The organism is Serratia sp. BNK-10, from assembly GCF_047456065.1.
Taxonomy (GTDB): Bacteria; Pseudomonadota; Gammaproteobacteria; order Enterobacterales; family Enterobacteriaceae; genus Serratia; species Serratia ureilytica.
The window spans coordinates 3,472,358-3,485,431 of the sequence record NZ_CP179894.1 but is presented as its reverse complement, the minus strand read 5'-3'; the positions used below and the strand labels follow the sequence as shown (position 1 = coordinate 3,485,431).

Genomic DNA, 13,074 nt, shown 5'->3' with positions numbered 1-13,074 from the left:
AACGCTATGCGAAACTCGCCGCAAAACGCGCGAAATCGACCGGCGCAATATCGTGTCGGCGTTGAGGAATTAGCGCGTGGTGATACAATGTCGTCCACTCTTTTTTCAATTCCGAGCAATCGTCGGCCATCGCCGACACGCGTTGCGTAATAAGGCAGTGAACCCAATGAAAATCAAAACCCGTTTTGCACCGAGCCCGACCGGCTATCTTCACGTCGGCGGCGCGCGTACCGCACTTTATTCCTGGTTGTTCAGCCGCCATGCGGGCGGTGAGTTCGTTCTGCGTATCGAAGATACCGATCTGGAACGCTCTACCCAGGACGCGATCGACGCAATTATGGATGGCATGAACTGGTTGAACCTGGATTGGGATGAAGGCCCGTACTTCCAGACCAAGCGTTTCGATCGCTACAACGCGGTCATCGACGAAATGCTGGAGCAGGGCACCGCCTATAAATGCTATTGCTCCAAGGAACGCCTGGAAGCGCTGCGCGAGAAGCAGATGGAAAACGGCGAGAAGCCGCGTTACGACGGCCACTGCCGCGACAGCCAGTGCAGCCACACCGACGACGAGCCGCACGTGGTGCGCTTCCGTAACCCGCAGGAAGGGTCGGTGATCTTCGACGATAAAATTCGCGGCCCGATCGAATTCAGCAACCAGGAGCTGGACGATCTGATCATCCGCCGCACCGACGGTTCGCCAACCTATAACTTCTGCGTCGTTGTCGATGACTGGGACATGGAAATCACCCACGTGATCCGCGGCGAAGACCACATCAACAACACCCCGCGCCAGATCAACATTCTGAAAGCGCTGGGCGCGCCGGTGCCGGAATACGCGCACGTGTCGATGATCCTCGGCGACGACGGTAAAAAGCTGTCCAAACGTCACGGCGCCGTGGGCGTGATGCAGTACCGCGACGACGGCTATCTGCCGCAGGCGCTGCTGAACTACCTGGTGCGTCTGGGCTGGTCCCACGGCGATCAGGAGATCTTCTCCATCGACGAGATGAAAGAGTTCTTCACGCTGGAAGCGATCAACAAATCCGCCAGCGCGTTCAACACCGAGAAGCTGCAGTGGCTGAACCACCACTACATCAACCATATGCCGGCGGAAGAAGTGGCGGTGCATCTGGCATGGCACGTTGAGCAACTGGGCATTGAAACCCGCAACGGGCCGGAACTGAAGGACATCGTCAAGCTGCTGGGCGAGCGCTGCAAGACGCTGAAAGAGATGGCGGAGTCTTGCCGTTACTTCTACGAAGACTTCAGCGAGTTCGACGCCGACGCCGCCAAGAAGCACCTGCGTCCGGTCGCGCGTCAGCCGCTGGAAGCGGTGCGCGCCAAGCTGGCCGCCATCACCGTCTGGACGCCGGAAAACGTGCACGACGCCATTCAGGGCACGGCGGATGAGCTGGGCGTCGGCATGGGTAAAGTCGGCATGCCGCTGCGTGTCGCGGTGACCGGCGCCGGCCAGTCGCCGGGCATGGACGTGACCGTGCATGCGATCGGCCAGAAGCGTTCGCTGCAGCGTATCGATATGGCGCTGGCTTACATCGCCGAGCGTGAAGCCCAAGCCTGATTAGGCTGATACGCCTTAAAGAAAAAGCCCCGTGGAGCGATCCCGGGGCTTTTTTATTGCGCGTTGTCAGGCTTGTTCGCTAGCCGGCAAACCCGGACGGTAGGCGAGGAAATACATCAACCCGACAAAGCCGGCGCCGCCCAGCGCATTGCCGAGAAATACCGCGATGAAATTAGGCAGATACTGCTCCCAGCCCATGCCGCCGGCAAAGATGGCCGCCGGGATGATGAACATATTCGCCACCACGTGCTGGAAGCCGATGGCGACAAAAGCCATGACCGGGAACCACATGCCGATCACTTTGCCCGGCACATCTTTGCTGGCGAAGGCTAACCACACCGCCAGGCATACCAGCCAGTTGCAGCCGACGCCGGAAATGAAGGCGTGCAGGAAGTCCGCATCCACTTTGGCCTGCGCGATCGCCAGCGTCTTATGTAAAAATGCGCCTTCGGTCAGGCCCAGCAGGTGGCCGAAGAAGTAGGCGACGGCCACGCTGCCGGCGAAGTTGGCCAGGGTGACCCAAAACCAGTTGCGCAGCACGGCGATGGCGGGAATTTCACGGGCGAACCAGGCCATTGGCAAGGTCATCATGTTGCCGGTCAGCAGTTCGCCGCCGGCCAGAATGGTCAGGATCAAACCGATAGGGAACACCGCGGCGCCCAACAGCGCGCCGAAAGAGCCCCATTCGGCCGGCAGGGTGCCGATGACGTGAATATCCAACAGGAAGCCGGTAGCGATAAAGGCGCCGGCGAGAAAGCCCAGAATCAGCAGATTAGCAAGAGGGGCGCGGCTTTTGTTTACCCCGGCCTGAACGGCGAGGGCGGCGATTTCTTTTGGTGAATGCAAAGACATGACGGACTCGGTTTATAGTAATAAAGTTTATGGCGCGGGCAGTCTATGCCGCTCGGGAGCCCGACTCAAGCGCATTTCGCTAACATTCCGTTAATTAAAAATCAACGTGATATGCAGGGTCTTTTGCCATTTTGAGAAGTAGCGCGCAAAATGGATGAACTCTGCGCAAAGTGATGATTTTTTGGCGCCAAAGATGCTGATTTGGCGGCTTTTTCAACGCTTGATTCAGTAATTCAATTTAGCCGTTGACAGCTTTGAGCGGGTTTCATATTATGCGCCCCGTTCACAGCACAAAGTGATTGTGGAACGGGGCTATAGCTCAGCTGGGAGAGCGCTTGCATGGCATGCAAGAGGTCGACGGTTCGATCCCGTCTAGCTCCACCAACCTTCTTCTCAGAGAGGTTGGGGAATACCGTAACGCCGGTCAACGCGTACCATTTTTGTGGGGCTATAGCTCAGCTGGGAGAGCGCTTGCATGGCATGCAAGAGGTCGACGGTTCGATCCCGTCTAGCTCCACCACCATTTGAAAAGCCGACCTTAGGGTCGGCTTTTTGCTTTGCGTTATTTCACCTTCGCCGAAGGCCAACCAATAAAAAAGGCGCCCGCAGGCGCCTTATCATTGCTGTAAATTTCAGGCTTAGCCCAGCACCAGACCCGCGATAGAAGCGGACAGGATGCTGACCAGCGTAGAGCCGTAGACCAGCTTCAGACCGAAGCGGGACACTACGTTGCCCTGGTGTTCGTTCAGGCCCTTGATCGCACCGGCCACGATGCCGATGGAAGAGAAGTTGGCGAAGGACACCAGGAACACCGACAGGATCCCCAGGCTGCGCGGCGACAGTTCGGCAGAGACTTTCTGCAGTTCCATCATTGCCACGAATTCGTTGGAAACCAGCTTGGTGGCCATGATGCTGCCGACCTGCAGGGCTTCGTGCTTAGGAATACCCATGATCCAGGCGAACGGATAGAAGAAGAAGCCGAGGATTTCCTGGAAGCTCAGGCCGAAGATGGCGCTGAACACGCCGTTAAGCGCGGCGATCAGGGCGATGAAACCAATCAGCATCGCGGCGACGATAATCGCTACTTTGAAGCCGGCCAGGATGTATTCGCCCAGCATTTCAAAGAAGCTCTGGCCTTCGTGCAGGTTGCCGAGGTGCAGCTCTTCTTCTTTATTGGTGTCGTACGGGTTGACCAACGACAGCACGATAAAGGTGCTGAACATGTTCAGTACCAGCGCCGCCACCACGAACTTGGCGTCCAGCATGGTCATGTAGGCGCCGACGATGGACATGGACACCGTAGACATCGCGGTCGCCGCCATGGTGTACATGCGCTTTTCCGACATCTTGCCCAGGATATCCTTGTAGGCGATGAAGTTTTCGGATTGGCCCAGGATCAGCGAGCTGACGGCGTTGAACGACTCCAGCTTGCCCATGCCGTTCACTTTCGACAGCACGGTACCGATAATGCGGATGATGAAAGGCAGCACTTTGATGTACTGCAGAATACCGATCAGCGCCGAAATGAAGACGATCGGGCACAGCACCTTCAGGAAGAAGAACGCCAGGCCTTTGTCGCCCATGCCGCCGAACACGAAATCAGTCCCTTGTCCCGCAAACCCGAGCAGTTTGTCAAACAGCGCGGCGAATCCTTTTACGAAGCCCAAACCCGCTTCCGAATGCAGGAAAAAGTAGGCCAGCAGTACTTCGATAACCAATAATTGAATAACATAGCGAATGCGGATGCTTTTGCGATCGCGGCACACCAACAGGGCCAGGATCGCCACCACCACTATCGCCAACGCAAAGTGCGCAATATGGGACATGTTTGCTCCAAATTTGAGGCAGGCTGAATTTCGGCTGTCATTTTATGTAACGCTACGTTTAAAAACGAGACTTCTATTGCAAATATGGAAAATCATAGTGGGAGTTCTCCTAAAGTGTTGCGCAAAAGCATAAAAAATCAAGATGTTAACTCAGACATAGGAAATTCGTATTCTTGTGCTAACCTGTCTTTCAGGGGTATTGCAGCCAAAATCCCAACCCAAAAGCACGGAAATCGGCAAGTACGGTGTCGAACCCTTCGATAAAACCGTTAATGTTGGCTATTGCAGAGATAAGTTTTACCACTCTAAATGCGCTTGATAATTATTATCATTTATATAGAGTGGAGATAAACGTAATTCCAGTAAGGGTTCAACATATGCTGAACAGTCGCGTGGTTGAAACCACCTCCGGTCGCTCCGCCAGAAAAATCAAACTCTCGCTGATGGGGCCCGCCTTCATCGCCGCTATCGGCTACATCGATCCCGGCAACTTCGCCACCAATATCCAGGCCGGCGCCTCGTTCGGCTATAGCCTGTTGTGGGTCGTGGTCTGGGCCAACGTGATGGCGATGCTGATCCAGCTGTTGTCCGCCAAGCTGGGGATCGCCACCGGAAAAAACCTGGCTGAGCATATTCGCGATCGCTTTCCGCGGCCGGCGGTGTGGGCCTATTGGGTGCAGGCGGAGATTATCGCCATGGCGACCGATCTGGCCGAATTCATCGGCGCGGCGATCGGCTTCAAGCTGCTGCTCGGCGTCTCCTTGTTGCAGGGCGCGGTGCTGACCGGCATCGCCACCTTTTTAATTCTGATGCTGCAAAAGCGCGGACAAAAGCCGCTGGAGTGGGTGATCGGCGGCCTGCTGCTGTTCGTCGCCGCCGCTTACATCGTCGAGCTGGCGTTTTCCCAGCCGCAGCTTGCGCCGCTGCTGAAAGGCATGGCGTTGCCCGATTTGCCCAACGGCGACGCGGTATTCCTGGCCGCCGGGGTATTGGGTGCCACCATCATGCCGCACGTGATCTATCTGCATTCGTCGCTCACCCAAGTTGGCGGTGAGCACGATAAGGCGGAGCGCTATGCCGCCACCAAAGTCGACGTCGCCGTCGCCATGACCATCGCCGGTTTCGTTAACCTGGCGATGATGGCCACTGCCGCCGCCGCGTTTCATTTCAGCGGCCACAGCGGCATCGCCGATCTTGACGTGGCCTATCTGACGCTGCAACCGCTGCTCGGGCAAGCCGCCGCCACCGTGTTTGGCCTGAGCCTGGTGGCCGCCGGTCTTTCTTCCACCGTGGTGGGCACGCTGGCGGGGCAGGTGGTGATGCAAGGGTTTGTGCATTTCCATATCCCGCTGTGGCTGCGCCGAGCGGTGACCATGCTGCCGTCGTTTATCGTCATCATGCTGGGAGTGGACGCCACGCGCATTCTGGTGCTGAGCCAGGTGCTGCTCAGCTTCGGCATTGCGCTGGCGCTGGTGCCGCTGCTGGCTTTCACCGGCAATCGGGCGCTGATGGGGGAGATGGTTAACGGCCCCGTGGTGCAAAACCTGGGCAAGCTGATCGTGTTGGTGGTGGTGGGGTTGAATGGCTACCTGCTGATCGGCAGTGTGCTGTAGGCGAAAACAGTGCGGGCCGGCGTTGCGCCGGCCCGTTGTCGTTAATCGCGGTCGTCATCGCCGTGGCGGCGCCAGCGATCGCGGTCATGATCGTGGTGGTGTTTTTTCTCTTTCTTCCAGTAATGCTTGTCGCAATGATGGTCGCATTTGTAATAGCGCCCGTCGCGCGAGTAGTAATATTTGCGCCAGTAGTCGCGGTCGCGCCAGCGATAGCCATCCCAGTAATAGCCGCGCGGGCTGCGATCGCCGAGATAGCGTCCCTGATGGCCTTGCCACCAGTCGCGATCGCGCCAGTCGTAACCGTCCCAGTAACGGCCGCGATTGTCCTGATCGCCGATGCGCAATGAAACGCCCGGCATCAGATCGATGCTGATCCCTTCGGCGTGCGCCTGCTGTGCGGCGGGCAGTACCGTCGCCGCCAAGATGGCGGCCAAGAGCAGAGGTTTAAACATGACTTCTCCTTTCCGCTTGCGCGGCCTGGCCGTTGATCACTTTATGAAGCGCGTTCATCAGTTTAAAAAACGGCCTTATCGTTATTTTTACTGCAATATCGGCATCATAGCGCCAGCGCATGGGGTTGAATCTGAGAGCCACTCTGAAAAGGGCGCCGGAGGCCGAGATTTGAGATTTTTCTGGGGAATCGCCGCTCAATTGAGCGGCGGAATTTGTAAGCGATTACAATAAAATGTTCTCGACCTGCGCAAGCTCTTCTTCAGTGAAGTGACGATTGGCCAGCATGCCCACCGCGTCTTCTATCTGCGCAGTCTTGCTGGCGCCGATCAGCACCGAGGTAACGCGATCGCCGCGCAGCACCCAGGCCAGCGCCATCTGCGACAGCTTCTGCCCGCGTTGCCGCGCCAGCGCATCGAGGCGGTGCACCTTGTCCAGTCGGTCGGCGGTCAGCTGTTCCGGCTGCAGGAAACGGCTGCCGCTGGCGGCGCGGGAATCTTGCGGGATGCCGTGCAGATAACGATCGGTCAGCAGGCCGCCCGCCAGCGGGGAGAAGGCGATCGCGCCGACGCCATGATCCGCCAGCGTATCCAGCAATTCCGTCTCCGGCCCGCGTTCAAACATCGAATACTTGGGCTGGTGGATCACGCACGGCGTGCCGAGCCGCTGCAGGATGTCGAACGCCTGGCGCGCGCGCTCGGCCGGGTAGTTGGACAAACCGACATACAGCGCTTTGCCCTGGCGCACCAACAGATCCAGCGCCGCCATGGTTTCTTCCAGCGGCGTATCCGGGTCCGGCCGGTGGTGATAAAAGATATCCACATACTCCAACCCCATGCGCCTGAGGCTCTGATCGAGGCTGGCGACCAGGTACTTTTTCGAGCCCCAATCGCCGTAGGGGCCGGGCCACATGGTGTAACCGGCTTTGGATGAGACGATCAGTTCGTCGCGCCAGGCCCGCAGATCGGCGTTGAGAATGCGGCCAAAGTTTTCCTCGGCGGCGCCGGGCGGCGGGCCGTAGTTGTTGGCCAGATCGAAGTGGGTTATGCCGCGATCGAAGGCGCAGCGGATCAGGGCGCGGGCGTTGTCGTACAGCGTGGCGTCGCCAAAGTTGTGCCATAGCCCGAGCGAGACGGCGGGCAGCTTCAATCCGCTGCGGCCGCAGCGCCGGTATTCCATATCTTGATAACGCGAGGGGGAGGCTGGGTAGGACATCGTGATCCTTTGTCGGCGAAGAAGTGGCGTGCTTTGAGTGTATGCGTTTTCACAGCGTGCCGCCGAGGGGGCGATCACAAGGCCGGCATGTAACGCCAGGTTGCCGTTCGACACGGAAAGCGCTGTTCGAAAATTAACCGGCATCTTCGATACTTAAAGATAATCGCTTCAGCTGCAGACAGGTGATGATCATGACTCAGATCTACACGGTGGCCGATTATCTGCTCGACCGTCTGGCCCAGATTGGCATCCGCCACGTCTTCGGCGTGCCGGGGGATTACAACCTGCAATTCCTCGATCACGTCATCGCTCATCCGCAAATCACCTGGGTAGGCTGCGCCAACGAACTGAACGCCGCCTACGCCGCCGACGGCTATGCGCGTTGCAAACCGGCCGCGGCGCTGCTCACCACCTTCGGCGTCGGGGAGTTGAGCGCGCTGAACGGCGTGGCCGGCAGTTATGCCGAATACCTGCCGGTGATCCACGTGGTGGGCACACCGGCGCAGCGTGCCCAGCGCGCCGGCGATTTGCTGCACCATTCGCTGGGCGATGGCGACTTCACTCACTTTGCGCGGATAGCCAAAGAAGTCAGCGTCGCACAGGCCAACCTGACCGCCGACAACGCCGCCAGGGAGATTGACCGCCTGATCGACGCCGCCTTGCTGGAGCATCGTCCGGTTTATCTGATGCTGCCCAGCGACGTAGCGGAAGCGCCGCTGCCGGGCAAACCGGCGCCGCTGATGCTGCGCCAGGCCAGGCTGTCGCGGAGCGCATTGCAGGCGTTTATCGCCGCAGCGCGTGAAAAGCTGCAATCGGCACGGCAAGTGTCATTGCTGGCGGACTTTCTGGCGGACCGCTTTGGCGTTGAAACGGCGCTGGATAACTGGATGCAGGAGGTGGCTATCCCGCACGCCACGCTGCTGCTCGGCAAGGGCGTGCTGGATGAGAACCGCGACGGTTTTGTCGGCACCTACAGCGGCGGCGCCAGCGCTGCGGCGACCAAAGCGCTGATTGAAAATGCCGATGTCGTGATCACCGTTGGCGTGCGTCTCACCGACACCATTACCGGAGGATTCACACATCATCTGCCGGCGGAAAAATGCATCGATATCCAACCGTTCGAAGCCTGGGTCGGTCGTCAACGGTTCCGCCGCATCCCGATGTGCGCCGCCGTGCAGGCGCTGCACCGCCTGACTCTGTCGCTGGCGTCGCGCTGGCCGTTGCCGACGATCGGCCGTCCGGAGCTGCCGGAAGGCGATGGGGAAGGGTTGGATCAGCACGCCTTCTGGCGGCAGATACAGGATTTCCTGCGGCCGGGGGATATCGTGCTGGCCGAGCAGGGCACGGCCTGTTTCGGCGCCGCGACCTTGACGCTGCCTCGCGGCAGCCGGATGATCGTGCAGTCGCTCTGGGGCTCGATCGGCTATACCTTACCGGCGACCTTCGGGGTGCAAACCGCCGAACCACAGCGCCGGGTGGTGCTGTTGATCGGCGACGGCGCCGCGCAATTGACCGTGCAGGAGCTGGGATCGATGCTGCGCGACGGGCTTAAACCGGTGATCTTCGTGCTGAATAATCAGGGCTACACGATTGAACGCGCTATCCACGGGCCGGAGCAGAGTTACAACGACATCGCCCGGTGGAACTGGACGCAGCTGCCAACGGCATTGGCCGGTGGGCGGCCGGTGACGGCGTTGCGGGTCAGTCAGCCGGAGGCGCTGCGCCAGGCGCTGAGTGAGGCGGCGCAGGGCGACCGGCTGGCTTTCATCGAAGTGATGCTGCCGAAGATGGATATTCCCGAACTGCTCGATACGATCTCGCGCGTCATTCAGTCGCGCAACGCCGCCGCCTGAGCCGCGTCGTCTTCCAGCAATCGCTCCAGCATCCAGTACCCCGCCGGGCCCGGCGGGGTCAGTTTGGACCATACCGCATCCACCGAAATCAGTTTGGGCCAGCCGCGCGGGCGCAGCTGGGTGAGCCTGCCGTGGCCGTATTGTTGCACCAGCCAGTGCGGCAGCACCGCCCAACCGAATCCCTGTTCCGCCATCTCCAGCAACAGCAGATAGCTGGGCGCCGACCAGACCAGCCCGCCTTGTCTGGCCGCTTCGGCGCCGGTGTAAGTGTTCAGGATCAGCTGACGGGTGCTGGATAATTGCTCCGGGGTCGGCGCGGCGACCTGCGCCAGCGGATGCCCATGCGCGACGAACAACCCCATTTCGGTCTGCTCAGGCAGGCGGGAGAAGGCGATATCCGGCGGATAACGTTTTTGCACTTCCACCATGCCCAAATGCGCGCGGCCGCTTTGCAGCAGATCGATAACGTCGCCTTCCTCGGCGATCATCCATTCCAGCTCAATCTCCGGGTAACGTTGTTCAAACCGCTGCATCAGGCTGTCGTGATGCTTCGGTTGATAGGTATCGGAAAATACCATGCTCAGGCGCGGTTCGACATTGCCCGCCAGCTGAATGCTCAGCGCGTCGAGTCGCTCGCTGGCGGCGAGGATCTCCTGCACGTGCCCCAGCACCTTGCGGCCGGCGGCGGTGAGCACCGGTTGGCGCGCGCTGCGATCGAACAGCGTCAATGCCAGGTCGGCTTCCAGATTGGCGATGGCGGTGCTGACGGTGGATTGGCTTTTGCGCAGCTTGCGCGCGGCGGCGGAAAATGAGCCGAGGGCGGCGGCTTCAACGAACGCCTGTAACGCTTCCGGTGAATAGTGCATATATCTACTTTATCGATGGAACCTATTTTTAATCTACCCAAAAAAGCGATGATAATCACCTGGCTTTCGCAACAACTGTTGAAAAAAAGGTGATGTATGCAACTGCAAAACAAGTCTCTCATTGAACGTATCGTCCACGCCGTCGGTTTCGAGGCCATCGCCGTGATGGTTTGCGCCCCGCTGGGCGCGTGGCTGCTGAACCGCTCAATGGTGCAGGTCGGTGCGTTGGCGGTGATGCTGTCCACCGTCGCTATGCTGTGGAACATGGTTTACAACACGGTGTTCGACCGCCTGTGGCCGGTCAGCCGGGTGGTGCGTAACCTGAAGGTGCGTGCGCTGCACGCCGTTGGCTTTGAAGCCGGTTTTATTCTGATCGGCGTGCCGATCGCCGCCTGGATGCTGAGCATTTCCTGGGCGCAGGCGTTTATGCTGGAAATCGGTTTCTTCCTGTTCTTCCTGCCGTACACCATGGCCTACAACTGGCTGTACGACACGCTGCGCCAGCGCTGGTTCGAAGCGCGCCAGCCGATCAATTCCGGCGCCAAATAAGGCGTCGTCAGCCCGGCGATTCTCAGGTAAGGTCAGAGGATCGTCGGAAAATGCTGAGGAATGAAGGATGAAAGTGTTGGGTCTGCTGGGCGGCATGAGTTGGGAATCCACCATTCCGTATTACCGCACCATCAACGAGCAGGTAAAGGCGCGCCTCGGCGGGCTGCATTCGGCCAAAATCGTGCTCTACAGCGTCGATTTTCAGGAGGTTGAACGCTTGCAGCACCAGGGTGATTGGGATGGCGCCGGCCGGCTGCTGGCCGCCGCCGCCGTGGCTTTGCGCGCCGCCGGCGCCGAAGCTATCGTGATCTGCACCAACACCATGCACAAGGTGGCGGAGGCGGTCGAGCAGGCCAGCGGCCTGCCGCTGATTCACATCGCCGATGCCACGGCGCTGCAGGTGCGGGAAAAAAACATTCGCCGCGTCGGGCTGTTGGGCACGCGCTTTACCATGGAACAGACCTTCTACCGCGGCCGCCTGCAGGAATTGCACGGCATCGACGTGGTGACGCCGGTCAGCGCCGATCGCGACATCGTACACCGCATCATCTATGACGAACTGTGCCTCGGTAAAATTCGCGACGCCTCGCGCGACGAATATCGCCGGATCATCAGCGATCTGGAACAACAGGGCGCGCAGGGGATTATTTTCGGCTGCACCGAGATAGGGTTGTTGGTGAGCGAGCGGGATGCGTCGGTGCCGGTGTTCGACACTACCGCGATCCACGCTCGCGCCGCCGCGGCGTTCGCGCTGGCCTAATCGTCGTGCGGCGGTTGCCGGCGGTTCACCAGCATCAAGGGTTTGCCCGCCAGCGCCAGCCAGGCGGGCAGCATCACGATGCACAAGATCGGCAGCAGGTGCAGATCCGGCACCACCGCCACCGCCATAAACAGACTGAGCCAGCCGTCGCGCGTGACCACCAGCACCAGCCCCATGATGGCGCAGGAGACCGTGATCGCCGCCGGCACCGCCGGAACGTGCTGATGCAGCATCAGCCCCAGCGCCACGCCGACGAACACCGCCGGGAAGATGCGCCCGCCGCGAAAGCCGCAGGCGGCGGCGATCACCAGCGCCGCCAGCTTGGTCAGGGTAACGGCCAACAGCGCCGGCACCGAATAGTTGCCGTCTGCCGCGAGGCGCTTCATTTCATCCAGCCCTTTGAACAGGGTAATCTCACCGCCCACCAGCGCCAGCAGGCCCAGCACAAAGCCCCCCAGTCCTAGCATCAACACCGGATTCTTCATCGAATGGAACAGGCGGTGAACGTGCGGGAAGCACCACAGCGCCACCATGCCGAGCGCGATAGCGATCAGCGCCACGATGGCGCCGCTGAAGATGTCCGGCAGCCGGGTTACGTCATAGGCGTCGAGTTGCAGGGCGAAATTGGGCACGAAGAACAGCTGGGTGGTGACCGCGCCGGCGGCGGCGGCCACCAGCGGGGCGAACAGCCGATCCCACAGCGGCGTTTCGTTATTGCCCGCCAGGGTTTGCGAGAAAATCAGCGCGGCGGCGACCGGCGTGCCGAACATCGCGCCGATGGTGCCCGCGGCCGCCAGGATGATCCAGTCCATGCGCGGCACCTTAGGCAGCAGGCGCGCCCCCGCCGCCGCCGCCAGCGCGATATTGATGGCGGTGATCGGGTTCTCCGGCCCCAGGCTGACGCCGCCGGCCAGGCCGACGATCAGCGCCAATCCCAGCCCCGGCAGGGCGGAGAGCGGCAGCGGCATGCCGATCAGCGATTCCGTCGCCGGATCCGGCCCGGCATGGCCCGGCATATAGCGCACGATCAGGCCGACCGCCACGCCGGTCAGCGTCAGCATGCCGAGCGGCCACCAGGGTGCCTGGGCGTCCAGGCTCAGCGCGTCGGGCAGCGTCACCCACAGCCATTGCTGCAGCGTAGCGGCGACTTTCATCATCAACAGCAGCACCAGACTGGAGGCGGAACCGATAATCAGCGCAGGCAAAGCAAAGGCCAACATGGCATTGGCGCGCGGATGCAGCATGGATAATCCCTTGTCGATGCCTCCATGCAGGGCAGGGAGAGCGGGTGGTTGGACAGTGACCACAGCTTGCCAGACTATCGGCGAGCAGGCACGCATTGATATTGCCCGGCGTCGATGACGGTTAACAGTCGCGGCGGCGCGTTTTTTGCCGCAATTTGTTTCAAATCGCGGCTTGGCGGGCCAGCTGAAACGTTTTTTGTGATCCGGATCGCTATTGGGGCGCAGATCCGAGGCGGGTGATTGTTGTTTTCGCAGCAGGATTTT

At 60.1% G+C, this 13,074-nt stretch carries 12 protein-coding genes and 2 tRNA genes; 8 read left to right on the top strand and 6 right to left on the bottom strand.

Annotated elements, in window-relative coordinates; translation table 11 throughout:
- Nucleotides 1–166: 166 nt before the first annotated feature.
- Complete coding sequence (gene gltX, locus ACMGG9_RS16840) at nucleotides 167–1,582, top strand: glutamate--tRNA ligase (protein ID WP_033643946.1); 1,416 nt, start codon at nucleotides 167–169, stop codon at nucleotides 1,580–1,582.
- Nucleotides 1,583–1,648: 66 nt separating this feature from the next.
- On the opposite strand, the gene ACMGG9_RS16835 is transcribed toward gltX, so the two are convergent.
- Nucleotides 1,649–2,434 carry a formate/nitrite transporter family protein gene (locus tag ACMGG9_RS16835; RefSeq protein ID WP_033651998.1) on the bottom strand — a complete coding sequence of 262 codons (786 nt, stop codon included), beginning with the start codon at nucleotides 2,432–2,434 and terminating at the stop codon, nucleotides 1,649–1,651.
- 308 nt (nucleotides 2,435–2,742) lie between these two features.
- Between ACMGG9_RS16835 and ACMGG9_RS16830 the strand changes: the two genes are divergently transcribed.
- Both ACMGG9_RS16830 and ACMGG9_RS16825 read left to right on the top strand, forming a co-directional pair.
- Nucleotides 2,743–2,818: transfer RNA gene (locus ACMGG9_RS16830), tRNA-Ala, on the top strand.
- A gap of 60 nt (nucleotides 2,819–2,878) precedes the next feature.
- Nucleotides 2,879–2,954: transfer RNA gene (locus tag ACMGG9_RS16825), tRNA-Ala, on the top strand.
- A gap of 118 nt (nucleotides 2,955–3,072) precedes the next feature.
- On the opposite strand, the gene ACMGG9_RS16820 is transcribed toward ACMGG9_RS16825, so the two are convergent.
- Nucleotides 3,073–4,260 carry a NupC/NupG family nucleoside CNT transporter gene (locus ACMGG9_RS16820; protein ID WP_414161580.1) on the bottom strand — a complete coding sequence of 396 codons (1,188 nt, stop codon included), beginning with the start codon at nucleotides 4,258–4,260 and terminating at the stop codon, nucleotides 3,073–3,075.
- A 377-nt stretch (nucleotides 4,261–4,637) separates the two neighbouring features.
- On the opposite strand from ACMGG9_RS16820, the gene ACMGG9_RS16815 reads away from it, so the two are divergent.
- Nucleotides 4,638–5,873: an Nramp family divalent metal transporter gene (locus ACMGG9_RS16815; protein ID WP_042785141.1), complete on the top strand. Its 1,236-nt coding sequence runs from the start codon at nucleotides 4,638–4,640 to the stop codon at nucleotides 5,871–5,873.
- A gap of 41 nt (nucleotides 5,874–5,914) precedes the next feature.
- Here ACMGG9_RS16815 and ACMGG9_RS16810 read toward each other — a convergent pair whose 3' ends face one another.
- On the bottom strand, nucleotides 5,915–6,325 hold the full coding sequence (locus ACMGG9_RS16810) for a DUF2502 domain-containing protein (RefSeq protein WP_046896266.1): 411 nt from the start codon (nucleotides 6,323–6,325) through the stop codon (nucleotides 5,915–5,917).
- Here ACMGG9_RS16810 and ACMGG9_RS16805 point away from each other — a divergent pair.
- Nucleotides 6,324–6,557 (top strand): hypothetical protein, encoded by a 234-nt coding sequence (locus tag ACMGG9_RS16805; RefSeq protein ID WP_127897177.1) that lies wholly within the window; start codon nucleotides 6,324–6,326, stop codon nucleotides 6,555–6,557. The two genes, ACMGG9_RS16810 and ACMGG9_RS16805, sit on opposite strands and share 2 nt — an antisense overlap.
- On the opposite strand, the gene mgrA is transcribed toward ACMGG9_RS16805, so the two are convergent.
- Nucleotides 6,549–7,538, bottom strand: coding sequence for an L-glyceraldehyde 3-phosphate reductase (mgrA, locus tag ACMGG9_RS16800; RefSeq protein ID WP_414161579.1), 990 nt, complete (start codon nucleotides 7,536–7,538; stop codon nucleotides 6,549–6,551). The two genes, ACMGG9_RS16805 and mgrA, sit on opposite strands and share 9 nt — an antisense overlap.
- Nucleotides 7,539–7,729: 191 nt before the next feature.
- On the opposite strand from mgrA, the gene ACMGG9_RS16795 reads away from it, so the two are divergent.
- Complete coding sequence (locus ACMGG9_RS16795) at nucleotides 7,730–9,391, top strand: alpha-keto acid decarboxylase family protein (RefSeq protein ID WP_414161578.1); 1,662 nt, start codon at nucleotides 7,730–7,732, stop codon at nucleotides 9,389–9,391.
- On the opposite strand, the gene ACMGG9_RS16790 is transcribed toward ACMGG9_RS16795, so the two are convergent.
- Nucleotides 9,367–10,257 (bottom strand): LysR family transcriptional regulator, encoded by an 891-nt coding sequence (locus tag ACMGG9_RS16790; RefSeq protein WP_033651995.1) that lies wholly within the window; start codon nucleotides 10,255–10,257, stop codon nucleotides 9,367–9,369. The genes ACMGG9_RS16795 and ACMGG9_RS16790 overlap by 25 nt on opposite strands.
- A gap of 96 nt (nucleotides 10,258–10,353) precedes the next feature.
- Here ACMGG9_RS16790 and ACMGG9_RS16785 point away from each other — a divergent pair, with 96 nt between their 5' ends.
- Together ACMGG9_RS16785 and ACMGG9_RS16780 are read left to right on the top strand one after the other, a co-directional pair.
- Nucleotides 10,354–10,806, top strand: a complete 453-nt coding sequence (locus tag ACMGG9_RS16785) for a multidrug/biocide efflux PACE transporter (RefSeq protein WP_016926809.1) — start codon at nucleotides 10,354–10,356, stop codon at nucleotides 10,804–10,806.
- Between the two features lie 67 nt (nucleotides 10,807–10,873).
- The gene (locus tag ACMGG9_RS16780) at nucleotides 10,874–11,566 is read left to right on the top strand and encodes an aspartate/glutamate racemase family protein (RefSeq protein WP_019453821.1); all 693 of its coding nucleotides are present in this window, start codon (nucleotides 10,874–10,876) and stop codon (nucleotides 11,564–11,566) included.
- Here ACMGG9_RS16780 and ACMGG9_RS16775 read toward each other — a convergent pair.
- The gene (locus ACMGG9_RS16775; protein WP_047025275.1) at nucleotides 11,563–12,810 is read right to left on the bottom strand and encodes an ion channel protein; all 1,248 of its coding nucleotides are present in this window, start codon (nucleotides 12,808–12,810) and stop codon (nucleotides 11,563–11,565) included. The genes ACMGG9_RS16780 and ACMGG9_RS16775 overlap by 4 nt on opposite strands.
- Nucleotides 12,811–13,074 lie beyond the last annotated feature (264 nt).